This window comes from Kitasatospora purpeofusca (genome assembly GCF_036010405.1).
Classification (GTDB): Bacteria; Actinomycetota; Actinomycetes; order Streptomycetales; family Streptomycetaceae; genus Kitasatospora; species Kitasatospora purpeofusca.
This window is the reverse complement of sequence record NZ_CP108561.1, coordinates 2,628,475-2,651,830: the sequence shown is the minus strand read 5'-3', so window position 1 is coordinate 2,651,830 and position 23,356 is coordinate 2,628,475. Positions and strand designations below refer to the sequence as shown.

At 73.4% G+C, this 23,356-nt stretch carries 20 protein-coding genes and 1 tRNA gene; 14 read left to right on the top strand and 7 right to left on the bottom strand.

Features of this window, described 5'->3' with window-relative positions; genetic code table 11:
* Nucleotides 1-103: 103 nt before the first annotated feature.
* Both OG715_RS11310 and OG715_RS11305 read left to right on the top strand, forming a co-directional pair.
* Complete coding sequence (locus OG715_RS11310; RefSeq protein ID WP_266275015.1) at nucleotides 104-1,216, top strand: Dyp-type peroxidase; 1,113 nt, start codon at nucleotides 104-106, stop codon at nucleotides 1,214-1,216.
* Entirely contained in the window at nucleotides 1,213-2,013 is an 801-nt protein-coding gene (locus OG715_RS11305; RefSeq protein WP_266275017.1) for a family 1 encapsulin nanocompartment shell protein, read from the top strand. The genes OG715_RS11310 and OG715_RS11305 overlap by 4 nt, the downstream gene beginning before the upstream one ends.
* Before the next feature lie 290 nt (nucleotides 2,014-2,303).
* On the opposite strand, the gene OG715_RS11300 is transcribed toward OG715_RS11305, so the two are convergent.
* Nucleotides 2,304-5,378: an AfsR/SARP family transcriptional regulator gene (locus OG715_RS11300; RefSeq protein WP_266275019.1), complete on the bottom strand. Its 3,075-nt coding sequence runs from the start codon at nucleotides 5,376-5,378 to the stop codon at nucleotides 2,304-2,306.
* A 339-nt stretch (nucleotides 5,379-5,717) separates the two neighbouring features.
* Here OG715_RS11300 and OG715_RS11295 point away from each other — a divergent pair, with 339 nt between their 5' ends.
* A complete protein-coding gene (locus OG715_RS11295; RefSeq protein WP_266275021.1) occupies nucleotides 5,718-7,889 on the top strand; it encodes an ATP-binding protein in 2,172 nt (723 codons plus the stop codon).
* 123 nt (nucleotides 7,890-8,012) lie between these two features.
* Here OG715_RS11295 and OG715_RS11290 read toward each other — a convergent pair whose 3' ends face one another.
* Both OG715_RS11290 and OG715_RS11285 read right to left on the bottom strand, forming a co-directional pair.
* Nucleotides 8,013-8,591: a hypothetical protein gene (locus tag OG715_RS11290; protein WP_266275023.1), complete on the bottom strand. Its 579-nt coding sequence runs from the start codon at nucleotides 8,589-8,591 to the stop codon at nucleotides 8,013-8,015.
* A complete protein-coding gene (locus OG715_RS11285; RefSeq protein WP_266275025.1) occupies nucleotides 8,588-9,886 on the bottom strand; it encodes a hypothetical protein in 1,299 nt (432 codons plus the stop codon). Before OG715_RS11285 ends, OG715_RS11290 begins: the two co-directional genes overlap by 4 nt.
* A 381-nt stretch (nucleotides 9,887-10,267) precedes the next feature.
* Here OG715_RS11285 and OG715_RS11280 point away from each other — a divergent pair, with 381 nt between their 5' ends.
* Nucleotides 10,268-11,053 carry an electron transfer flavoprotein subunit beta/FixA family protein gene (locus tag OG715_RS11280; RefSeq protein ID WP_266275027.1) on the top strand — a complete coding sequence of 262 codons (786 nt, stop codon included), beginning with the start codon at nucleotides 10,268-10,270 and terminating at the stop codon, nucleotides 11,051-11,053.
* Nucleotides 11,054-11,109: 56 nt separating this feature from the next.
* Nucleotides 11,110-12,072, top strand: coding sequence for an electron transfer flavoprotein subunit alpha/FixB family protein (locus OG715_RS11275; protein ID WP_266275029.1), 963 nt, complete (start codon nucleotides 11,110-11,112; stop codon nucleotides 12,070-12,072).
* 151 nt (nucleotides 12,073-12,223) lie between these two features.
* Here the strand turns inward: OG715_RS11275 and OG715_RS11270 are convergent, their stop codons facing one another.
* Nucleotides 12,224-12,661: a PhlB family protein gene (locus OG715_RS11270; protein WP_266275031.1), complete on the bottom strand. Its 438-nt coding sequence runs from the start codon at nucleotides 12,659-12,661 to the stop codon at nucleotides 12,224-12,226.
* 171 nt (nucleotides 12,662-12,832) lie between these two features.
* Between OG715_RS11270 and OG715_RS11265 the strand changes: the two genes are divergently transcribed.
* The 5 genes from OG715_RS11265 (at nucleotide 12,833) to OG715_RS11245 (ending at nucleotide 17,640) form a co-directional block, all read left to right on the top strand.
* Complete coding sequence (locus OG715_RS11265; RefSeq protein WP_266275033.1) at nucleotides 12,833-13,984, top strand: acyl-CoA dehydrogenase family protein; 1,152 nt, start codon at nucleotides 12,833-12,835, stop codon at nucleotides 13,982-13,984.
* Between the two features lie 102 nt (nucleotides 13,985-14,086).
* Nucleotides 14,087-14,851, top strand: a complete 765-nt coding sequence (locus OG715_RS11260; protein ID WP_266275035.1) for a TetR family transcriptional regulator — start codon at nucleotides 14,087-14,089, stop codon at nucleotides 14,849-14,851.
* 165 nt (nucleotides 14,852-15,016) lie between these two features.
* The gene (locus OG715_RS11255; RefSeq protein ID WP_266275037.1) at nucleotides 15,017-16,459 is read left to right on the top strand and encodes a chloride channel protein; all 1,443 of its coding nucleotides are present in this window, start codon (nucleotides 15,017-15,019) and stop codon (nucleotides 16,457-16,459) included.
* A 96-nt stretch (nucleotides 16,460-16,555) separates the two neighbouring features.
* Nucleotides 16,556-16,819, top strand: coding sequence for a hypothetical protein (locus OG715_RS11250; protein ID WP_266275039.1), 264 nt, complete (start codon nucleotides 16,556-16,558; stop codon nucleotides 16,817-16,819).
* A 62-nt stretch (nucleotides 16,820-16,881) separates the two neighbouring features.
* Nucleotides 16,882-17,640, top strand: coding sequence for a methyltransferase domain-containing protein (locus OG715_RS11245; protein ID WP_266275041.1), 759 nt, complete (start codon nucleotides 16,882-16,884; stop codon nucleotides 17,638-17,640).
* 165 nt (nucleotides 17,641-17,805) lie between these two features.
* Here the strand turns inward: OG715_RS11245 and OG715_RS11240 are convergent.
* Nucleotides 17,806-17,893, bottom strand: a tRNA-Leu gene (locus OG715_RS11240).
* Nucleotides 17,894-18,145: 252 nt separating this feature from the next.
* On the opposite strand from OG715_RS11240, the gene OG715_RS11235 reads away from it, so the two are divergent.
* The 3 genes from OG715_RS11235 to OG715_RS11225 all read left to right on the top strand — a co-directional run bounded on the left by OG715_RS11235 (nucleotide 18,146) and on the right by OG715_RS11225 (nucleotide 21,096).
* A complete protein-coding gene (locus OG715_RS11235) occupies nucleotides 18,146-19,468 on the top strand; it encodes a M20/M25/M40 family metallo-hydrolase (RefSeq protein WP_043471987.1) in 1,323 nt (440 codons plus the stop codon).
* Nucleotides 19,469-19,727: 259 nt separating this feature from the next.
* Complete coding sequence (locus OG715_RS11230) at nucleotides 19,728-19,970, top strand: chaplin (protein WP_323182259.1); 243 nt, start codon at nucleotides 19,728-19,730, stop codon at nucleotides 19,968-19,970.
* Between the two features lie 244 nt (nucleotides 19,971-20,214).
* Nucleotides 20,215-21,096, top strand: a complete 882-nt coding sequence (locus OG715_RS11225; RefSeq protein WP_323182260.1) for a chaplin — start codon at nucleotides 20,215-20,217, stop codon at nucleotides 21,094-21,096.
* A 205-nt stretch (nucleotides 21,097-21,301) separates the two neighbouring features.
* Here OG715_RS11225 and OG715_RS11220 read toward each other — a convergent pair whose 3' ends face one another.
* Nucleotides 21,302-21,496, bottom strand: coding sequence for a DUF5703 family protein (locus tag OG715_RS11220; RefSeq protein WP_255360265.1), 195 nt, complete (start codon nucleotides 21,494-21,496; stop codon nucleotides 21,302-21,304).
* 336 nt (nucleotides 21,497-21,832) lie between these two features.
* On the opposite strand from OG715_RS11220, the gene OG715_RS11215 reads away from it, so the two are divergent.
* Entirely contained in the window at nucleotides 21,833-22,438 is a 606-nt protein-coding gene (locus tag OG715_RS11215) for a hypothetical protein (RefSeq protein WP_093862709.1), read from the top strand.
* 45 nt (nucleotides 22,439-22,483) lie between these two features.
* On the opposite strand, the gene OG715_RS11210 is transcribed toward OG715_RS11215, so the two are convergent.
* Nucleotides 22,484-23,122, bottom strand: coding sequence for an ester cyclase (locus OG715_RS11210; RefSeq protein ID WP_266275043.1), 639 nt, complete (start codon nucleotides 23,120-23,122; stop codon nucleotides 22,484-22,486).
* Nucleotides 23,123-23,356: the final 234 nt, after the last annotated feature.

Sequence of the window (23,356 nt, the reverse complement as noted above, 5' to 3'; positions counted from 1 at the left end):
GCGGTGAGGGGCGTACGGCCGACCGGCCCGCCGCCCGCGCCGAAATGTCCGCTCCGGGGTGTAATCGTACGGATGATCAGGCCCCGGAGACCGGAGTCCGCCCATGCCGCCACAGTCACCCCAGGCGCAGCCGCAGTCGCAGCCCGCCGACCCACCGGCCCCGCAGCCGGTCCTCACCCCGCTGACCACCGCCGCGATCTTCCTGGTCCTGACCGTCGACCCCGGCGGCGAGGACGCCGTCCGCGAGCTGCTGCCCGACCTCGCCGGCCTCCGCCACGCCATCGCCTTCCGCGCCCCCGACGTCGGCCTCACCTGCGTCACCGGCATCGGCTCCGACGCCTGGGACCGGCTCTTCGACGGCCCCCGCCCGGCCGCCCTGCACCCGTTCCCCGAGGTGGCCGGCCCCCGCCACCGCGCCCCGGCCACCCCCGGCGACCTGCTCCTGCACATCCGGTCCGCCCGGACGGACGTCTGCTGGGAGCTCGCCGGCCGGATCACCCGGCGGCTCGCCGGCGCCGCCACCGTCGTCGACGCGACCAACGGCTTCTCGTACTACGACGCCCGCGATCTGCTGGGCTTCGTGGACGGCACCGAGAACCCGGAGGGCCGGGACGCCGCCGAGGCCGTGCTGATCGGCGAGGAGGACCGGGACTTCAGCGGCGGCAGCTACGTCATCGTGCAGAAGTACCTGCACGACCTGGCCGCCTGGGAGCAGCTGACCGTCGACCAGCAGGAACGCGCGGTCGGCCGCAGCAAGGCCGACGACATCGAGTTCGCCGACGCCGCCAAGCCGGCCGACTCCCACGTCGCGCTCACCTCCGTCACCGGCCCGGGCGGCGAGGAGCGGCAGATCCTGCGGTTCAACATGCCCTTCGGCCGGTTCGACGGGGGCGATTCGGGGCGCGGCGAGGCCGGCACCTACTTCATCGGCTACGCACGCGACCCCGAGGTGCCCGAGGAGATGATCCGCAACATGTTCGCCGGCCGGGGCCCGGCCGCCCACGACCGCCTGCTCGACTTCTCCACCGCGGTCACCGGCACGCTGTTCCACGTCCCCACCGCCGACTTCCTCGCCGACCCGCCACCGGCCCCGGGCGCCTCCGCCACCTCCGCCCCGCTCACGGCCCCGCTCCCCGAGGCCGCCTTCCCCGTCGCCGCTCTCCCCACCGACGGCTCCCTCGCCATCGGCAGCCTGAAAGGCACCCCCGCGCCATGAACAACCTGCACCGCGAGCTCGCCCCCGTCTCCGCCGCGGCCTGGGAGGAGATCGAGGAGGAGGCCAGGCAGACCTTCAAACTCCACGTCGCCGGCCGCCGGGTCGTCGACCTGGCCGGCCCGGACGGCCCCGCGCTCGCCGCCGTCGGCACCGGCCACCTCACCACCATCGAGCCGCCCACCCCCGGCGTCCAGGCCCACGCCCGGGAGGTCCGCCCGCTGATCGAGCTCCGGGTCCCGTTCACCGTCGCCCGCGCAGCCGTGGACGACGTCGAACGCGGCTCCCGCGACTCCGACTGGCAGCCGGTCAAGGACGCCGCCCGCACCCTCGCCCTCACCGAGGACGGTGCCCTGTTCGACGGCTACCCGGCCGCCGGCATCGAAGGCATCCGCGCCGCCGCCACCAACCCCGCCGTCCCGCTCCCCACCGACGTCCGCGAGTACCCGGAAGCCGTGAGCCGCGCCCTCACCACCCTCCGCCTCGCCGGGGTGGGCGGCCCCTACGCCCTCCTCCTCGGCGCCGACGCGTACACGGCGGTCAGCGAGACCTCGGACCACGGATACCCGATCGCCAGCCACATCGCCCGGCTCCTCGACGGCGAACTGATCTGGGCCCCCGCCATCGAGGGCGCCCTGCTGCTCTCCACCCGCGGCGGCGACTTCACCCTCGTCCTGGGCCAGGACGTCTCGGTCGGCTACCTCTCCCACACCGAGGACACCGTCGCCCTCTACCTCCAGGAGTCCCTCACCGCCCGCCTCCTCACCCCCGAGGCCGCCGTCCCCCTGACGACCCCCTGACCCCGCACGGCGTACCCACGTACCAAGGGCCGGTGCGACTCGCACCGGCCCGGGTCTTTCCGTGTCGGGTCAGCACCAGATGGCGATGCCCCAGACGGATGTCCCGTCGAACCCGAGGGCGGAGACGGTCGAAAGGGCACCCACGATGATCATCTTGAACACGGTGAACCGCACATTTCTGCGCCAGGCGCGAAGTCGTTTGAACGTGCGGTCAGTTAATCAGTCCCAGAGTGTCGGGACAAATCGTCTTTGAGCGCTCGGTCCGAGGGTGGTATTCGAGCGGGTTTTCGTCAGGCGTCGTGCTCGTCGCGGGTCCGGGCGAGGGATTCCCGGGCGAGTGCGAGTTCGTCGGCCGCCTTGATGCGGTCCGCCAGGGCGACGGCCTCGGTCAGGAGGAGAGCGGCGGTGGCACGGGCACCGAGGGTCAGTTCGCACTCGCCGAGGCCGCGCAGGGCCGTCACCTCCTCGCGGGCGGCACCGACCGAGCGGGCCAACTCCCGGGCCAGTGCGTACTGGTCGCGCGCATCGGCGGACCGACCGGTGGCGAGGAGGGTGCCACCCAGGCCGTTCAGGGCGTTCGCCTCGTGCCGCACGCTCCCGGTCGACCGGAAGGTGGACAGTGCGGACCGGTACAGGCGGACCGCCCGGTCGTACTGCTCCGGGACCGGCAGGGACGCGGCCAGGTTGGCCTGCGCCACGGCGAGGTCGAAATGAGAGATGTCGTCGCCCGCGATATCAAGGATGCGCTCGAAGGAAATGCGGGCCGACTCGTGGTCGTGCATTCCCAGGAAGAGATCCCCGAGATTGTTCAGGATGCGGAACTCCAGAGTTCTGTCCTGGAATTCCCTCGCCAATGGAAGGGCTGCTTCGTAGGCGGCGAGCGAGCTCTTCCGGTTCCCGAGCGAATTTTCGATGGTGCCGATGTTGGCGAGGCAGCGCGCGGTGTTCCAGAGGTCGCCGCTCTCTCTTCGGATCCGCAGGGACTCCTCCAGGACGTCGACTGCCTCGACCAGGGAGCTCTGGTGCCAGAGCAGTCCGCCCAGCAGGCTCAGCGCCTCCGCCGTGGCGTCGTCGTCCTGGTCGGCGCGCGCCAGGGCCAGGCCGCGCTGGAGGGCTTCCTGGGCGGCCGGGTAGCGGGAGGCGTTGGCGAGGGTGGCGCCGAGGTCGATCAGCGCGCGGGCCTCGCGGCGGTCGTTCGGCACCGAACGCCAGTACGCCGCCGAGGCCTGATGCAACTCGTGGGCCTCGCTCCAGTAGGCCTGGGAGTCCAGATGGCCGGCCAGGACATGGGCGAGCCAGGCGGCGGCCTCCGGATGGCCGGTGCCGCGGGCATGGCCCGCCAGGACGATCAGGCCGGACTGCTCGGTGACCAGCCATTTCCTTGCCGAGTCATTCGAATCGAGGTCAAGGTCGAACAGCAGCCCTTCCGATGCGGGTAATTGACGGAGCATCGGGAGCGGCAGCCGCGATCGCCGCGGATAGATCAGCCGGTCGGCCCGGTCGGCCGCGTGGAGGGTGAATCCGAGGAGTCGCCGGAGTGCGCCGGCGGCCTCCTCCGGGCCCCCCTCGTCGCGGGTCAGGACGTGTGCGTACTCCCTTATGAGATCATGGAGTTGATATCGCTCGGGAGTGTCCTCCTGGATCAGGTGGCAGTGCAGCAGCGCCTCCAGCAGGTGGTCCGCCTCGTCGACCGGGCGGCCGAACAGGGCAGCCGCGGCGTGGAGGCCGATGTCGGGCCCCGGGTGGGCGCCCAGCAGGCGGAACGCCTCCTGCTGCTCGGTCGGCAATGACCGGTACGTCATCTCGAAGGCGCGGGCGACGCTCTCCGTGTCGTGCCGGATCTCGGCGAGCCGCCCCGTCTTGCGGGACAGCCGCTGGGCGAGGTGCCCGAGGGTCCACGACGGCCGCGCCTTGAACCGGCTGGCGGCGATCTCGATGGCCAGCGGGAGCAGCCCGCAGCGGTCGACGATCTCGACGATCCGGCCTCGGTCGTCGGCGCGCTCCCGCCCCACCACCGAGGTGAACAGGGCGACCGCGTCGTCCACCGGCAGGATGTCCAGGAACACGGCTCTGGAGCCCGGCAGTTCGGCCAGGCGGCGCCGGCTGGTGACGAAGACCAGCGAGGCGGGCGCGGTGGGGAGCAGCGGTCTGATCTGGGCGGCGGTCGCCGCGTCGTCCAGGACGACCACCGCGCGCCGGGTGGCGAGCACCTCGGCGCACAGGGCGAACAGTTCCTCGCTGTCGATCGGCACGGTGGTGGCCGGCACGCCGAGGCGGCGCAGCAGCGCGGTGGCCACCGCCGAGGGTGTGAGCGGGTGCCGGTTGACGATGTGGGCGCCCAGGTTGAGGTGGGCGTAGCCGTCGGGGAACCTGCCGCGCATCAGATGGGCGGCGTGCAGCGCCAGGGTGGTCTTGCCGACGCCGGCCATGCCCAGGATCGCCGAGACCGTCACCACGCCGCCCTGCTCGACCGCGTCCCCGGTGCTGCCGAGCAGTCGGCGCAGGTCGTCCCGGCGGCCGATCATGTGCCGACCCGGCGATGGGGACGGTGCGGCGCCACCGCGCGGGACGGGTGCCGGGCGCGGGCCTGCGGGAGTCCGGCCCGCGGGAGTGCGGACGGCGGGAGTGCGGACGGCGGGCCCGGTCAGCGGGGCGCCGGTGAGCATCCGCTCGTGCAGTCGGGTGAGGGCCTCGCCGGGTCCGGTGCCGAGGTCGGCGTGCAGTCGGCGGACGACGGCGGGGTAGACGGCGAGCGCCTCCGCCTGCCGGCCGGCGCCGTGCAGCGCGACCAGCAGGTGCGCGGCGACCCGTTCGTCGGTGGGGCGTTCCTCGCGGAGGGCGGTGAGTTCGGGGACGACTTCCCCGAAGCGGCCCAGCCGGAGGTCGATCTCGATCCGGAGCAGGGTGGTGGCGAGGCGCTGGTCGGCCATGGTGGCGCGGGTGGACTGGGCCCAGCCGCCGGGAAGTCCGGCCAGCGGTTCGCCGCGCCAGATTTCCTCGGCGCGGCCGAGAACGGTCCTGGCCTGGATGTCGTCGCCGTTGTCGGCGAGTTGGCGGGCGTTCTTGGACAAGTCGACAAAACGATGCCAGTCGATCAAATGGGTGTCGGCGCGGAGCGTATATGTGTGCGATCGGCTCTCGATGGTGGGGATGTCGCGCGGCGAACCGGGGCTCTCGCTGGCGGCGGCCATTCGCAACTGGCGCCGAATGCGCGAGACATGGCTGTAGATGCTGGCGACCGCGCTGGGCGGGGGTTCCTCGTCCCACAGCCGTCCTGCCAGCAGCTCATGGCTGAGCGGCCGCCCGACGTCCAGGGCCAGGGCGGCCAGCAGTCGGCGCCCCTTGTCGGTGCGAATTTCCGACAACTCGCCGTTCACCGAAAGTTCAACCGAACCCAGAAGGTGGAACTCCATTCGACGCCCCCCGCCGGTGGCCACCAGCTTGCTGTGTCGGAGCGGAGCATCCCACGTGTGCAGGGACGGGGCCATACCGCCTTCCGCTGTAAGGGTCAGGCGTTATTGACAATTCGGCGTCCGACTGGGAGTCATGTGATATGCGGGAGTTGTCGATTGCCCATCAACACGGGTCACACCGATTCGTTCCCGTCACTTCAGTCCATCGTTCTACGGGTAGGGGGAGCCAGTGGAGCCGGAGATGTGCGGAGTAGCGGGGGTCCGAGGTCGGCCGCGCGTCGGGAGTCGCCGATGAGCGCGTCGGACGGAGCACGCGAGCCGCGCCTCGTGGCGCGGAACTCCCTGTCCGGCGGGCGGGTCGAAGGCTCCGTCGTCCAGGCGGGGGAGATCCACCATCTGACGGTCTACAGCGGTCCCGCCGAAGCACCCGCGGCCCCGGCTCTCCCGGTGCCGCGCCAACTGCCCCCGACACCACGCCGTCTGGTCGGGCGGGAGGACGACCTCGCGGCCCTGGACCGCGAGTTGGGCGACCCGCCGGGCGCCGCCGACGTCACGGTGGTCGTCACGGGCCCCGCCGGGGTGGGCAAGACCGCGCTCGCCGCCCAGTGGCTGCGCCGGCTGTCCGGCCGTTTCCCGGACGGCCAGCTCTACGCCGACCTGCGCGGCCACGCCCCGGGCGGTCCCGCCGACCCCGCCGAGGCGCTCGGCGGGTTCCTGCGCGCCTTCGGCATCGCCCCCGTGCCCGGCAGCCTCGCCGAGGGCGCGGCGCTCTGGCGCTCCCTCGCCGCAGAACGCCGGATTTCCGTCCTGCTCGACAACGCCTCCACCGCCGCCCAGGTCCGGCCGCTGCTTCCCGGCTCGGAGCACGCCGTGGTCGTGGTGACCAGCCGCCGCCGGCTCACCGGGCTGGGCATAGACGGTGCCGTGTTCCGGCCGGTCGGACTGCTCTCGGGCGACGCGTCGGTGCAGCTGCTGGCCCAGCGGGTCGGTGCGGAGCGGGTGGCCCGCGAACGGACCGCCGCCGCCCAGGTGGTGGAGCGCTGCGGCCGGCTTCCGCTGGCCGTCTGCCTGGCGGCGGCCCGGATCGCCGCCCGTCCGGTGCAGCCGCTCGCCGCCACCGCCGAAGCCCTCGGACAGGAGTCCCAGGGGCTCGCCGCGCTCGACGTCGAGGGGGAAGCCGTGCGGCACGCACTGGACGCGTCCTTCGAAGTGCTGGGGGCGGACACCGTCCGGCTGTACGGGCTGCTCGGTCTGCTGCCGTTCCCCGTGTTCACGCTGGACGTGGTCTGCGCGGTCGGCGGCCTGGCCCCGGGCGAGGCCGACCGGCTGCTGGACGGGCTGATCGACGTCCATCTGCTGGAGGAGATGGAGGGCGGTTTCCGCTTCCACGACCTGGTCAAACTGCATGCCCGGGCGCGGGCCGAGAAGGTGCGCGGGCTGGCCGAGGGCCGGGCCGCCGTCGACCGGGTGCTCGACTGGTACCTCGCCCGCACCACCGCCGCCGAGGCGCTGCTGAGCCCGAGCCACCGCACCCTGCGCCGCGACTACACGGTCGAACCGGGGCCCCGCGCAGCGGAGTTCGCCGACGAGTCGGCCGCCCTCGGCTGGCTCGACGCCGAGACCGGGCGGCTCGCCGACACCGTCCGCTGGGCCGCCGCCCTCGGCCGGGCGGCCACCGCCTGGCAGCTGGTCGACGCCATGTGGCCGCTCTTCCTGCGGTTGCGCCCGGCCCGGCTGTGGATCGAGGCGCACCGGATCGGGCGGGAGGCCGCCCGGGCGGCCGGCGACCGGGCGGGGGAGCTGCGGATGCTCACCTCCGGCGGCACCGGTCTGCGCAACGCGGGCGCGGGGGAGGAGGCCGCGGAGTGGTTCACCGAGGCACTGGAGCTGGCCCGCGAGGTCGGCGAACCGCTCGTCGAGGCGGACGCCCTCTACGGCTTGAGCCAGACCCACCGGACGGCGGGCCGACTCACCGAGGCGGCCGACTGCCTTCGCGGGACAGCGGCCCTGCGGGAGTCCCGGGGGTACGACCGGGGCACCGCGCTCGCCCGGTTGGCGCTCGGTGAGGTGCTGATCGTGGCCGGTCGCCCGGCCGAGGCGGTCCCCGTCGTCGTCGAGGCCCACCGGGTCCTGACCGCCGTCCCCGCGCCCTACGAGGCCGCGCGGGCGCTCGCCTTCCTCGGTCAGGCGCAGGTCGCACTCGGCGCCCACGACGAGGCCGACCGCTGCTACGCGGAGGCGCTCGCCGAGTTCCGCGCGGGCCGGGCCCGTCACTGGGAGGCCCGCGTCCTCGAACTTCTCGGTGACCTGGCCCGGGCCCGCGGAGACCTGGTCGGGGCGGCCGCCCGCTACGGCGAGTCCTTCGCCCGCTACCGGGCCCTGGTGGCGCCCGACGCCGCCCGGGTCGAGGCCGCCCTCGCAGCCCTGGCGGCCCCGCCCGGTCCTGCTCCCGCCACCGACTGAGCGCCGGTCCGCGCCGCCGCGCCCGCCGCGTCACCGGGGCCCGGCCCCGGACCCCCGGCCGGACGGTCGACCCGCGTACCGGCACCCACTCCGGTACGCGGGCGGCCGGACGGCCGAGCTCCGTCAGGCGCCGCGCCGGGCTCCCGGGCGCGGAGTCGGAGCCGAGGCCGGAGCCGGGGCCGGAGCGACCGGTGCGGGGAGCTCGGCCAGCGCGACGAGCTCGGTGAGCGCGCCGCCGGTGGCGAGCCACGCGTGGGCGAGCGAGCCGAGGACCGGCCCCGGGGCGGACGGGGAGCCGCGCAGCGCCAGCCGTCCGCCGGTCCGGGCGAGGACGAACCGGGTGCCGTCCGTGCCGTCGGCGGTGGCGACCGCGCAGCCGGGGAAGGCCCGGAGGACGGCGCAGAGCCGGTCCCGGGCCCGGACCGGGCCGGTGCGGCCGAGGTGGAGCACATCGGCGTGGCGACGCCAGCGGGCGGCGCCCGGTGCGGTGAGGTCGAGCGCCAGGTGCTCGTCGAGGAAGGAGCGCGGCGCGGGCGACCCGACGGGGCGGACGGTGCTGAGCAGCCAGGACCGGATCCCCGCCGGGGAGTGGATCCGCGCTTCGAAGCCGGTGCCGGGCACCCCGGCCGGCGGCGGGCCGTCGACCGGGGTGAGCAGCACGGTGCGGAACGCGGCGTGCGGCACGGTGCGCGGCGGAGTCACCGCCGGTCCTGCCCGGCCCGGCGGGTCGCGCCGCTGCTCGGCCACAGCGGTGCCGGCAGCGGCAGGACGGGGGGCTCCGGTACGTGGGCGGGCTCGCCCAGGCCGAGGACGCGGTAGAGCAGCCGCCGCATCCGGCGGTCGAACCGGCCCGGTTCGGAGCTGATCCGGGCGGCGATCGCCGCGTACTCGGACCGCCGGTACTGCCGGGCGGCGTAGTCGAGCTGGGAGGTCAGGGGATGGGCGGGGCTGAGCGCGGGCGCGGTCCGCGCGAGCAGGGCCCCGGGCGAGCGCGGGTTGACGTCGCGGTGCGGGTATTCGGCGAGCAGGATCGGCGCGGCGGTCATGGTGCCGTAGAGGGTGACGGAGCCGTGGTCCCCGATGACGAAGTCGGCGGCGACCAGCAGCGGGCGCCAGTCCTCCTCGGGTCCGAGCACGGTGACCGCCCCGCGGGCGGTGGCCGTGGCCCAGGAGCGGACGGCCCACGGACCGTGGGCGGCGGCCACATTGGGGTGGACCAGCAGCGCGGTGCGGAAACCGCGCCTGGGCAGTTCGCCGGCCAGCCGCGGCAGGACGGCGTCGAGCCGGGTGAACAGCGAACCGCTGCCCCAGGTGGAGCAGACCAGCACCAGGCGTTCGCCCGGCCGCAGCCCGAGCGCGGCCCGGTAGCGTTCGCGGGCGGGCAGGGCGGCGGCGATCCGGTCGTAGCAGCCGTCCCCCACCACCTCGGTGATCGGCAGCGCCTCGGGGCAGCCCCGGCCCACTTCGGCGCGCTCCTCCTCGTGCGCGAGGGCGAAGGCGGAGGGCACCACCCGGCCGTTCCGGACGATGTACTCGGGCCCCAGACCGGACACCGTCCGCGCGGTGCCGGTGCCGGCTTCGGTGCCCGCCCCGGCTTCGGTGCCGGTCCCGGCCGGCGACAGCTTGATGTGCCCGGCCCCGTGCGGCAGCCGGACCAGCGGCCCGCGCAGCTGCTCCAGGCCCTGCGAACCGGCCGCGAGCACCAGGTCGAACTCCCGTCGGACGGCCTCGTCCCAGGGCAGCACCGTGCCGCCGAGGCCCCGGACGTGGGCGGCGGCTCCCGCGTTGAACGCGTGCGGTGCCACCGTGAACTGGACGTGCACCCGCAGGTCGGCGCCGAGCAGCGGATAGATGTCGTGCAGCCGCTGGCCGTAGACCGTCGAGTGCACGACCACCAGCACCTCCTTGCAGCCGGTCAGCGTGGCCCAGCGCCGACCGCTCCCGGCCTTTCCGTACGTGCTCTCCCCGTGGTCGACTTCCCCGTGCACCAAGGTCATGTCGTTCCCCCTCCTTGATCCCGGACCGGGGCCCCGGGTCTCGGCGGCCCCGACGGGGGTGTGCCCGGGTGTTCTGGCGGATTCCATGACGGTCCCTGGCGGGTGCTTGCGCAAAGCTTGCGGCGGCCTTGCCCCCGGTCGTACCGGGCCCCGGGAGGGGGAAGGGTACTGAGTTCCTTTACGAGGGGTACTGAGTGCCGTATCCTCCTCGGAGAGCCTCTGACGCTGTTGAACGAGAGCCGACAGGGCAGGCCGGTCCGGGTGGTGCGACACCGCTCGCGGGGCACGGTCGGGCCTGGCCCGGCACTCAGTACCCTCGGCGGGCTGCGAGGCCGTGGACCAGTGCATCCGACCAGTGCACCCGTACCAGGAGAACCGCTCATGAGCTTGAGGATCGTTGTCTGTGTGAAGTACGTGCCGGACGCGACGGGTGACCGTCGTTTCGCGGACGACCACACCACCGACCGGGAGGGCGTGGACGGCCTTCTGTCGGAGCTGGACGAGTACGGGGTGGAGCAGGCACTGCGGATCGCGGAGGCGAACGAGGGTGCCGAGGTGACCGTGCTGACGGTGGGTCCGGACGACGCGAAGGACGCGCTGCGCAAGGCGTTGTCGATGGGTGCGGACAGGGCCGTGCACGTCAACGACGAGGACATCCACGGTTCGGACGTGATCGGGACGTCGGCGGTGCTGGCGAAGGCACTGGAGCGGACCGGGTTCGACCTGGTGATCGGTGGTATGGCGTCGACGGACGGCACGATGGGTGTGCTGCCGGCGCTGCTGGCGGAGCGGCTGGGTGTGCCGCAGCTGACGCTGCTGTCGGAGGTGTCGGTCGAGGGCGGCGTGGTGAAGGGTCGTCGGGACGGCGACTCGGCGACGGAGCTGGTGGAGGCGGCGCTGCCGGCGGTGGTGTCGGTGACGGACCAGTCGGGCGAGGCGCGCTACCCGTCGTTCAAGGGGATCATGGCGGCGAAGAAGAAGCCGGTGGAGTCCCTGGACCTGGACGACCTGGGCATCGACGCCGGTGAGGTCGGTCTGGCGGGTTCGTGGACGGCGGTGGAGTCGGTGACGGCGCGTCCGGCGCGTACCGCGGGCACGGTCGTCAAGGACGAGGGCGAGGGCGGCAAGGCGCTCGCGGGCTTCCTCGCCGACCAGAAGTTCATCTAGTCCCACCCGTTCGCGCATCCCTGCTGCCCCACCCCACAACACGGAGACATCGAGCAATGGCTGAGATCCTCGTCCTGGTCGACCACGCCGACGGCGCGGTCCGCAAGCCGGCCCTGGAGCTGCTGACCCTGGCCCGCCGTATCGGCGAGCCGTCGGCGGTCGTCCTCGGCGCCGGCGACAAGGCGGCCGAGCTGGCCGCCAAGGCCGCCGAGTACGGCGCCGCCAAGGTGTACGTCGCCGACGGCGCCGAGTTCGCCGACCAGCTGGTCGTCCCGAAGGTGGACGCGCTGGCCCAGATCGCCGAGGCCGCCGACGCCGCCGCGGTGCTGGTCACCTCCTCCGGCGAGGGCAAGGAGGTCGCCGCCCGCGTCGCCCTGCGCCTGGGCTCCGGCATCATCACCGACGCCGTCGACGTGCGCGCCGGCGACAACGGCCCGATCGCCACCCAGTCCGTCTTCGCGGCCTCGTACACCGTCGACTCCCGCGTCAGCAACGGCGTGCCGGTCATCGCGGTGAAGCCGAACGCCGTCGCCCCGGAGGCCGCCCCGGCCGCGGGTGCGGTGGAGGACGTCACCGTCGCGTTCACCGGCAACGCCGCCAAGGTCGTCTCGCGCACCCCGCGCGTGTCCTCCGGCCGTCCCGAGCTGACCGAGGCCGCGATCGTGGTCTCCGGCGGCCGCGGCGTCGGTGCCGCCGAGGGCTTCGGCGTGGTCGAGGAGCTCGCCGACGTGCTCGGCGCGGCCGTCGGTGCCTCGCGCGCCGCCGTCGACGCCGGCTGGTACCCGCACAGCAGCCAGGTCGGCCAGACCGGCAAGCAGGTCTCCCCGCAGCTCTACATCGCCAACGGCATCTCGGGCGCGATCCAGCACCGGGCCGGCATGCAGACCTCGAAGACCATCGTGGCCGTCAACAAGGACCCCGAGGCCCCGATCTTCGAGCTCGCGGACTACGGCGTGGTCGGCGACCTGTTCGAGGTCCTGCCGCAGCTCACCGGCGAGGTGAAGGCCCGCAAGGCCTGACACCGGCCCGATACCGGCCTGATCGCGGAAGGGGCGTGGCACCGAGTACCCCGGGGTACTCGGTGCCACGCCCCTTCTCGTGCGCCGTGCGCCGTGCGTCGTCAGCCCTGAGGCGAGAGCCGCGGCCCCGGGGGAGCCGCGGCTCTCGCCGTCACTCCGCGAACGCCGCCAGGTGCTGGGTGAACCCGCCCTGGTTCGGCGGCAGCGGCCGGGGTTCGAGGACCGGCACCCGCTCCGGCTCCTCCGGCGACAGCACCGTCAGCTCCGGCTGCTCCACGCCCTCGGCCGCCCCGCTGAGCCGGACCCTGGTGCCCACCGGCACGGTGGAGCGCAGGCCGGTGACGATGCACCAGACGTCGAAGCCCTCGGACATCCGGATCAGCGACTTCTGCCGGGCCAGCGGCGTACGGGCCTGCTCGACGGCGCACCGCCGCACCACCCCGGTGCCCTCGCTGCGCTCCAGCCGCAGCTCGGTCGAGCCGCAGGTGGGGCAGAGCAGCCGCTGGAAGGTCGGATTGTGGCACCAGTCGCAGCGCTGGAAGTACAGCGGAACGAGCTCGGTGTCGGCGTCGATGGCTGAGTGGACCACGGTGTCATCTCCCTGCGTTCGTACGGGCCCGGTGCTACGGCTACCGCCAAAAAGAGGATAGGGAACTCAGTGCCGCTCTGTGAAGGCACTGAGTTCCCTTTTCCTTGTGCACGTGCATAATGAAGGGTACTGAGTACCGTCGTGAACGTCGTGAAACAGGAGTGGCCGCTCATGAGCCAGGACTTCGATCTCTTCCGGATCTCCGAGGAGCACGGGATGCTCCGTGAGGCGGTGCGGTCGTTGGCGGAGGCGAAGATCGCTCCGTTCGCGGCGGAGGTGGACGAGGCGGGTCGGTTCCCGCAGGAGGCGCTGGACGCGCTGCAGGCGAACGATCTGCATGCGGTGCATGTGCCGGAGGAGTTCGGTGGTGCGGGGGCGGACGCGCTGGCGACGGTGATCGTGATCGAGGAGGTGGCGCGGGTGTGCGCCTCCTCGTCGCTGATCCCGGCGGTGAACAAGCTGGGTTCGTTGCCGGTGCAGCTGTCGGGGTCGGAGGAGCTGAAGGCGAAGTACCTGGGGGCGCTGGCGCGTGGGGAGGGGATGTTCTCGTACTGCCTGTCGGAGCCGGAGGCGGGTTCGGACGCGGCGGGGATGAGGACCCGGGCGGTGCGGGACGGTGACTTCTGGGTGCTGAACGGTGTGAAGCGCTGGATCACCAACGCGGGTGTGTCGGAGTTCTACACGGTGATGGCGGTGACGGACCCGGAGCTGCGGTCGAAGGGGATCTCGGCGTTCGTGGTGGAGAAGGGCGACGCGGGGGTGTCGTTCGGCGCGCCGGAGCGCAAGCTCGGCATCAAGGGGTCGCCGACGCGTGAGGTGTACTTCGACAATGTGCGGATCCCGGCGGACCGGATGATCGGCGCGGAGGGGACGGGGTTCGCGACGGCGATGAGGACGCTGGACCACACCCGGGTGACGATCGCGGCGCAGGCGCTGGGCATCGCGCAGGGCGCGCTGGACTACGCCAAGGGGTATGTGCGGGAGCGTCGGCAGTTCGGGAAGCCGATCGGTGACTTCCAGGGTGTGCAGTTCATGCTGGCGGACATGGCGATGAAGCTGGAGGCGGCGCGTCAGCTCACCTACGCGGCGGCGGCGAGGTCGCAGCGGGGGGACGGGGACCTGACGTTCTTCGGTGCGGCGGCGAAGTGTTTCGCGTCGGACGCGGCGATGGAGATCACGACGGACGCGGTGCAGTTGCTGGGCGGGTACGGGTACACCCGGGACTATCCGTTGGAGCGGATGATGCGGGACGCGAAGATCACGCAGATCTACGAGGGCACCAACCAGATCCAGCGCATCGTCATGGCCCGCAACCTCCCGTAGCCCGACCCCTCCCGACCCGTCGGGGGGACCGCCCTCGGGCACCCGGACCACGGCCGCGCACGGGCCGGTCCGGGTGTTCGAGGCCGATGCTATGTTCCGGGAATGAGCGAGAAGGAAGAGCAGGACCAACCGATGAACGACGGGCAACCGAAGCCCGCGATGCGTGAGGCGCTGGTCGCCGCCGCCTTCGAACTCTTCCTGGAGCGCGGCTTCGAGCAGACCACGATCGACGACATCGTCTCGCTCGCCGGGGTCGGCCGGCGGTCCTTCTTCCGCTACTTCCCGGCCAAGGAGGACGTGGTCTTCCCCGACCACGAGCGCGGCCTCGCCGAGATGACGGAGTTCCTGGAGTCCGGCAGCGGCGAGGAGGACCCGGTCCGGCACGCCTGCGACGCGGCCCGGCTGGTCCTGCGGATGTACGCCGAGCAGCCCTCCTTCTCCGTCCAGCGCTACCGTCTCACCCGCAAGGTGCCGGGCCTGCGCGCCTACGAACTGTCCGTCGTCTGGCGCTACGAGCACACCCTCGCGCACTATCTGCGCGGCCGGTTCGCCGGGCGCCCGGAGGGGCCTCTGCGGGCCGACGTGGTCGCCGCCGCCGTGGTCTCCGCGCACAACCACGCCCTGCGCACCTGGCTCCGCTCCGGCGGCGAGAGCGACTGGGTGACCGAGGTCGACCGGGCGATGACCTTCGTCACCGACACCTGGGGCGAGCGCGCCGCCGGCGGAGACCCGGCTGCGGACGGCACCGGACCGGGGGAGCAGGACGAGGTCGTGGTGCTGGTCGCCAGCCGCCGGGCCCCGCTCTGGCGGATGGTCCAGGGCATCGAGAGCGCCCTCGGCGACCCCCGCCGCGTCCACCAGGACTGACCCCTCGGTCCCTCTGCCCCGCCCTCACCCTGATGGCGCAGGCCCGGCGGGACGCGCCGGGCCCGGAACCGCGGCCGCCGTGCGCGGCCCCCGACGGCGGGTGAGACTCGGTCGCAGGACGTGGCCGGAGCCGGACCGGCGCGGGGAACGCGACGGAGGCGGACGATGCCCGAGCCGAGCGACGGTCCGAGCGGGAGCGAGGACCCGACGGCGAGGCCCGACCCGACGGCGGGCACCGGCCCGCCGTCCCCGCCCGCCCAGGCGGCCCCGACCCTGCACGGCGTGCTGCGCACCAAGGGCTACCTCGGACTCCTGGTGATCTCGGCCCTGGTCGGCGTCCCGGTCTCGCTGGCCGCCTTCTGGTTCGTCGGCCTGGAGCACCAGCTCCAGCACTGGGTCTGGGAGAGCCTGCCCGACGCCCTCGGCCTCGACCGCGCCCCCTGGTGGTGGCCGCTGCCCGCGCTGCTGCTGGCCGGTCTGCTGCTCGCGCCGATCGTCACCCGGGTGCCCGGGCGCGGTGGCCACATCCCGGTGGACGGCCTGGGCGGGCCGCCCGCCCCGCCGAGGACCGTGCCCGGCGTCGTGCTGGCCGCACTCGCCTGTCTGCCGCTCGGCGCGGTGCTCGGCCCGGAGGCGCCGCTGATGGCGATGGGCGCCGGGCTGGCGCTGCTCGCCGTCCGGCCGTCCCGCCGCGCGGCCCGGCCGCAGCTGGTGCCGGTGCTCGGCGCGGCCGGTTCGGCGGCGGCGATCTCCACCATCTTCGGCAGTCCGCTGGTGGCCGCCGTGATGATGATCGAGGCGGCCGGCCTGGGCGGGCCGCAACTCCTGCTGCTGATCATGCCCTGCCTGCTGGCGAGCGGGGTCGGCGCGCTGGTGTTCACCGGCTTCGGCCACTGGACCGGGCTCTCGGTCGGCGCCCTGTCGCTGCCCTCGGAACCGCCCGCCGGGATCCCCGACCCGGGCGACTTCCTGTGGGGCCTGCCGGTCGCGGTCGCGGTCACCGTGGTCTGCGTGTCCGGTCAGCTGCTCGGCCACCGGGTCAAGGCGTTCACCGTCGGCGACCCGGGGCGGGCCGTGCCGCCGCCGCCGATCCGGCAGACTGCTCTGCGCACGGTGCTGTGCGCGGTCGCGGTCGGCGGCTGCATCGCCGCGTACGCGCTGCTGACCGGCCGCTCGCCGGAGGAGGCGGCGCTCTCCGGCCAGGCCACCCTGGGTACCCTGGCCGCGAACCCGGCGGCCTGGTCGGTGTTCGCGCTGCTGATGCTGACGCTCTGCAAGACCGCCGCCTGGGGCATCGCCCTGGGCAGCCTGCGCGGCGGCCCGATCTTCCCGGCCGTGCTGATCGGCGCCGCCCTCGGAGTGGCCTGCGGCCCGCTGCCCGGCCTCGGCGTCGAGTCGGGCCTGGCCGTCGGCCTGGCCGCCGCGGCCACCTCGGTCACCCGGCTGCCGGTCACCAGTACGGTGCTGGCGGCCGAGCTGCTGGGGCCGGACGCACCCGATTCGCTCCCGCTGCTGCTGGTGACCGCCGTGACCTCCTTCGTGGTCGGCGAACTGCTGCGCGGGCAGATCGAGCGGCGCACACCGACGGCGGACGCGCGGGCCGGCTGAGGGGCCCGCGGTGCCGGCGTCAAGAGCGATCCGCTTTCTCCACTCCTTCGAATTAATCCGGGGTTCGGGGCCGTCACCCCGGGCAATCCCGCTCCCATGACGACCTCCTCGCCGCACCGCCGCAGCCGCCGCTCCACCGACCGCCGTTCCACCGACCGCCGCCCCCGCCGCCCGCTCCCCGCACCCCCGCCGAGCGCGGCCCGGCCGGGTACTCCCGTGCCCGCACCCGCACCGGTGCCGTGCGCCCCACCGGCGGCCGCCTGCTGCGCCGTCTCCACCAGTGAGCGCCGCTCGCTCGGCGGGACGGTCATCCGCACCCACCGCCACCACCCCCGCTGCCCGGTCTGGGCCGCCCGCTGAAAACCCCCGTGCCAACCGTCGCCGCCCGGTGGTAGAACAGGCCGGACGCCGAGGGGGAACACATGTCGGAAGCCGACGAGCCGATACACGAGCACCTGGTGGACGAGGCGGCGCTGCGCCCGGGCGGGCGCGTGCTCGACCTCGGCTGCGGCACCGGCCCCACCCTGGCCGTCTTCTCCCGCCGCCACCCCGACGCCCGGCTGCTCGGCCTCGACCACTCGGCCGACAGCGTCGCGACCGCCCGGCGGCTGCTGGCGGACCACCCCGGCGGCATCGGCATCGGGACGGCGGACCTCGCCCACCCGCTCCCGCTGCCCGACCATCACCTCGACGCCGCGGTCTCCTACAACGTGCTCGAATGCCTGCCGGACCCGGCCGCGCTGCTCGCCGAGACCGCCCGGGTGCTGCGGCCCGGCGGCCGGGCGGTGCTCGCACACGTCGACTTCGACTCACTGGTGATCGCCGGCGCTGACCGGGACCTCGACCGTCGGATCTGCCACGCCTTCACCGACGACCAGCAGCCGTGGATGGACCACGTGGACGGGCGGATCGGCCGCAAGCTCCCGGGCCTGGTCCGGAACTCCCCGCTGCGGCTCGGACGGGTCCACCCGGTCGTCACCAGCTCCACCGAGCTGACCGGCCACGCCGCCCGCCGGATCGAGGGCATCCGCCACGCCCTGACCACCGCCGGCGAGGAGGGCCGGGGCACCCTCTCCCCGGCGGAGATCGAGACCTGGCACACCGCCGTCCGCCTCGCCGCCGCCCAGGGCCGCTTCTTCCTCGCCGAAACCGCCGTCACCGTCACCGCCCACGCCACCTGACCGGCGCCCGCCCCGCACCCCACGACCTGCTCGCGCCGCGGCACGGAAGAGGAAAGGGACCCCGGACGAATCCGGGGTCCCTTTCGTGATGTGCCAGGAGATCCTGCGGTCGGTCACGCCGTTGGGGAAAACGAAAAAGGCCCCAGACGAATCTGGGGTCTTCCGTGGTGTCCGAGGGGGGACTTGAACCCCCACGCCCGATAAAGGGCACTAGCACCTCAAGCTAGCGCGTCTGCCATTCCGCCACCCGGACGGGGTGTTGTCCTCGCGGCTTCCTTCTGTTCGTCGGCCGCGCTGACAGATGTAACTGTAGCAGTGATCCGCTGCCGGTCCCAAAACGGCCCGGGGAGGGGGAGTGGGGGTTGCGGCGGTGTGTCGGCGTGTTTCCTGGGGGTGGATCCGGGTCGGGGGCTGGGAGAGGATGGGCGGACGTGCTCGTGCGACCCGGGTGCAGGTCCTGGGGCGCCGCTGGGGTGCCGGTGCGGGCCAGAGACGAGGAGTGACCGTGAGCGAGCGGAGCGAGTCGAAGGTGACGGGGGAGTCCGAGGTCGCCGACATCTGCCGCGATCTGATCCGGATCGACACCAGTAACTACGGCGACGGTTCCGGTCCGGGCGAGCGGAAGGCGGCCGAGTACGTGGCCGAGCAGCTCGCGGAGTTCGGCCTCGAACCGCAGATCATCGAGTCCGCCAAGGGGCGGGCCTCCACCGTCGTCCGGATCGAGGGCGAGGACCGGTCCCGACCGGGCCTGCTGATCCACGGGCACACCGACGTCGTGCCGGCCAACGCCGCGGACTGGACGTACGACCCGTTCTCCGGCGAGATCGCGGACGGCTGCGTCTGGGGGCGCGGCGCGGTCGACATGAAGGACATGGACGCGATGACCCTGGCGGTGGTGCGCGACCGGCTGCGCACCGGCCGCAAGCCCCCGCGGGACCTGGTGCTGGCCTTCCTCGCCGACGAGGAGGCGGGCGGCACCTACGGCGCGCGGTACCTGGTGGACAAGCACCCGGGGCTGTTCGAGGGCGTGACCGAGGCGATCGGCGAGGTCGGCGGCTTCTCCTTCACCGTCAACGACCGGAACAGGCTCTACCTGATCGAGACGGCCGAGAAGGGCATGCACTGGATGCGGCTCACGGTCGAGGGCCGGGCCGGGCACGGGTCGATGGAGAACAACGACAACGCCATCACCGAACTGTGCGAGGCGGTCGCCCGCCTCGGCCGGCACGAGTTCCCGCTGCGCATCACCAAGACCGTCCGGGCCTTCCTGGACGAGCTGTCGGACGCGCTCGGCGTCGAGCTCGACCCGGAGAACATGGACGAGACGCTCCGGGTGCTCGGCGGCATCGCCAAGATGATCGGCACCACGCTGCGCAACACGGCCCAGCCGACCATGCTCGGCGCCGGGTACAAGGTGAACGTGATCCCCGGCCAGGCCACCGCGCACGTGGACGGCCGCTTCCTGCCCGGCTACGAGGAGGAGTTCCTGGCCGAGCTGGACAGCGTGCTCGGCCCGCGGGTGAAGCGGGAGAGCCTGCACTCGGACAAGGCGATCGAGACCAGCTTCGACGGGGCCCTGGTCGAGGCGATGCAGACCGCGCTGCGCGCCGAGGACCCGATCGCCCGCGCGGTGCCGTACTGCCTGTCCGGCGGGACGGACGCCAAGTCCTTCCAGGACCTCGGGATCCGCTGCTTCGGCTTCGCCCCGCTCCAGCTGCCGCCGGAGCTGGACTTCGCCGGGATGTTCCACGGGGTGGACGAGCGGGTGCCGGTGGACGGCCTGAAGTTCGGTGTGCGGGTGCTGGACCGGTTCCTCGACGCCTGCTGAGCAGCCTGCCGAGAAGCCGGTTGACCGGTCTGCCGACCGGTCAGCCGGCAGGGACGGGAGCCGTACGGGAGCCGCACAGCGGTCGACCGTGCGGCTCCCGTGTTTCCGGCTGCACATCGCCCTCGGCAGTTCGATGACATGTTCGTCGTATCACCGGTCCGGGTGAATGCAACGTCTGTTCCGTACCCCGTTTGCCGCAACCTCGTTCCTTCCTGTGACGGCCCGGAGCCGATATCCGGGTGTTCATACAGGAGGAATGATGAAGGTCAAGAAGATCGCCGCCGTTGCCGCCGCCACCGGTGGTCTGGTGCTCGCTGTCGCCGGTGCGGCCTCCGCCCACGGCGGGGCCGGTGCCGAGGGTGTGGCAGCCGGTTCCCCGGGCGTCGTGGCCGGCAACCAGATCCAGATCCCGGTGCACATCCCGGTCAACGTGTGCGGCAACACCATCAGTGTGATCGGCGTGCTGAACCCGGCGTTCGGCAACCACTGCGCGAACGTCTGATCCTCGGTCGGTCGTCGAGTCGGGCCCCCGGGCGGCGTACGCGCCGCGCCGGGGGCGCCTGCGTTTCCTGGGCCGCCCCCGGAGCGACCCATGGCATCCCTCGAAAGAGTGAATGGGGGCTGCACGGCTCAACCTCCTTGCGGGTTGCTTCGTTTTCTCCCATGCAGCCGAGGACCTCTCCGCCCAATCGGAAATTCCGACTTTCGGAAGGTCGTCACGTCGTCTCGAAATGTCAGGGGAAAATATGAGGAACGCAGCCAAGAAGGGGCTCCTCACGGCCGTGGCCACCGGCAGTGTGCTGGCCTCGACAGCCGGCTACGCCAGCGCGACCGCCGGTGCGGAGGGCGCGGCAGTGGGTTCACCGGGTGTCGCTTCCGGGAACTCGGTGCAGGTGCCGGTGGAGGTGCCGATCAACGCCTGCGGTAACACGGTCGACGTGGTCGGCGTGCTGAACCCGGCGTACGGCAACAACTGTGCCAACGCCTCCGGGCACCACGGCGGTGCGCACACGGGCGGCGGCAAGTCGGCCTCGGGTTCGAGCGCCTCCGGCGCGGCCACCGGGTCGCCCGGTGTCGTGGCCGGGAACAGCGTCCAGGCCCCGGTGCACATCCCCGTCAACGCCTGCGGCAACTCGGTCGACGTGGTCGGCGCCGCCAACCCGGCCTTCGGCAACGACTGCGCCAACACGGCCGCGCCCGCGCACACCGCTCCGCCCGTCACGCCCGACGAGGACTGCCCGGAGGAGCACGGCCCGCACAACCCGCCGCCGCCCGCCACCACCGGCCACCCGTCCACCCCGCCGCCGGTCACCCAGACCCCGAGCAGCGGCGAGACCACGCAGGGAACGCCCAGGAACGGCGGCCCCTCGGAGGCCCCGCCGTCCGGCGGGGCGACGGGCGCTTCCGCGAGCGGGGCGGCCACGACCCCGGGCAGTGCTCCCGGCGTTCCGCAGGCCCGCCCGGCGGCCGCGCGCACCGGAAGCCCGTCCGCGGCCCCGACCGCCGAGGCGGGCAGCCAGCTCGCCTCCACCGGCGCGGGTGACACCGAACTGCTCGGTGCGGCCGGTCTGGCCCTGCTGATCGGCGGCGGCGTCCTCTACCGCCGCTCCCGCGCCGGCGCTCGCTGAGCACTTCCGGCGCCGGGCTCCCCGGCACACCGGCCCCGGGCCCCACGGCCCGGGGCCGGTGCCGTGCCGTCAGGGACTCCTGGGACTCCAGGGCCTTCAGCAGGGGGCCAGGAGGCCCGGCAGAGGTCGTGAGGGCAGGGCCGCGGGCCCGGATGCGGCACCCCGCCACCGGTACCGCCACCGGCAGCTCATCGGCCCCGGACCGTCACCAGCTCCGTACCTGCCGGATGATCCGCCGGCGCAGCAGCACCGTCCGGCTGCCGTCCGGGAGCAGTCGGAGCCGGTCGAGCTCCCAGTGCCCGTACTCGGCGTGATCGGTGAGAAGTTGGCGTGCCGCGTTGCGGGACGTCCCGCGCGGCATGCGCAGCGACTGGTACTCGTACTCCGGCTGCCGGACCAGCTTCGGTGGGGTCAAAATGCTCCTCCTGTGGGACGCCTCCGAGCAAGCCTACGGCCTGCCTCCGACAGCGGGCCCGGGTATTTTCGGCCGCCCCGGCCCGCACCTGACTGACTGGACATCAGTTCCGTTGCTGCTGTGGTCGGCATACCCCCGGCGCGGCGGGTGAAGCGACTCCGGGGCGGGCCCGCGCGTGCGCCCGGCGTGCGCCGTCGAGCGCTTTCCGGCGGGGGACAGATGCATGCGGAACGGACATCAAGGGGGAAGTTGCGGTGAAATCGCGGGTGTAGGTGACAACCGCTGTGCGTACCGGCACCGGGGGGAGATAGCGTCTGCACCATGTCTGATGCCGCGCAGCCCACCATTGCCGAGGTACGCGCCGCCGCCGAGGCGGTCAAGGCCGCCATCGACCGTCATCTGGAAGCGGTGTCAAGCCCCAGCGCAGCGGACGATTCCGCTGTGTCCACCGCCTACGAGCAGCTCGCGACGGCGGCCATCGCGTACGACCAACTCCTCTACGAGGTCTACGACGAGGTGACCCCCTTCGAGGTCCCCGGCGACGAGGGCCCGGGCGGGTACCACGGACCCGAACAGCCCGAGGCGATCAGCGTGCTGATCCGCCGCGACTACCACATCGTCGACCCGAAGCGGCTGCGTGCCCAGGCCGAGCGGCTGGACGACTCGCTGACCCCGGAGGGGGCCGCGGGCGACGGGGTGAACGCCGCGATCGGTGTGCTGTTCGGCGAGTTCGAGCCGGACGAGATCGCCGCCCGCAGCGAGGAGTTCGGGCTGGAGGAGGGCGACTCCACGCTCTGGGTGGCGGCGGCCGAGCCGAGCGAGCCGGGGGAGTGGCTGCCGGAGCCGTTCGAGCACGCGGACCCGCAGCTGCTGATCTGCCGCTTCGACGTCAGCGAGGTCTACGACGACGAGGACCTCGACGACTGACCCCTGTCCCGCCCCGCGCGCCCGGCGCGCGGGGCGGGGGCCCGCTCAGCCGGCGGCGGCGCCGAGCTGGGCGAGGAGGGTCGTGTTGTCCTCGATGTGCCAGTCCTCGGTGATCCGCCGTGCGCCGACGTGCTGGATGTCGATCGCGGCGAACTCCACGGCCTGCCCGCGACCGGCCCGTCCCTGGAACACCCCGGTGAAGTGCCCTCGGAACACCAGCCGGGCGGTGAGCTTGTCCCCCGTGACCAGGAGGTCGGCCAGCTCGCACCGGAGGTCGGGCACGGCGGCCCGGAAGGCGCGCGAGGCGACGGCCGGGCCGGTGGGCCCCTGCGGCCGCCCGGCCGGGAGGGTGTTGTCCCGGAAGTCCCGGTCGACGGCGGCGTCCAGGTAGCGCTGCTCCCCGGTGTTCCAGAACGTGTAGAGCTGCTGGGCCAGCCGGATCTCCAGCGCGGCCCGGCGGGCCCCCAACGAGCCGTCCACGGTGAGCGCGAGGGGCCGGACGAGGTCGGGCGAGCGGTCCACCAGCCGCCAGGCCCGGTCCGCTCCCGGGATGGAGCCCCGGTTCGCGGAGTCGCGGGCGGTGGCGGCGGTCGCACCGCCGAGGACGGCGCCGACGGCGAGCAGGGCGGCCAGGGAGCCGGCGAGGGTGGCGGAGGCGGGGCGGAAGCGGCGCTTCGGAGGCATGATTTCGGACGTTCCTCTCGGGGGACGGCCGGCGCGGAGGTGCGCGCCGGGGGACGTCCTCACCCTCCGTCGGCCCGGTGCCATGCGTCCAAGGCTTGCTTTCTACCGGAACGATGAATCCTGTTCATGGCGGGAGGGTCGGGAGCGCGCCCCGGCCGGCGGCGCGTAGGAAGGCCGAGGGCCCCCTCGTACGTCCGAGGACGTACGTGGGGGCCTCTCCGTGCGGACCGGACG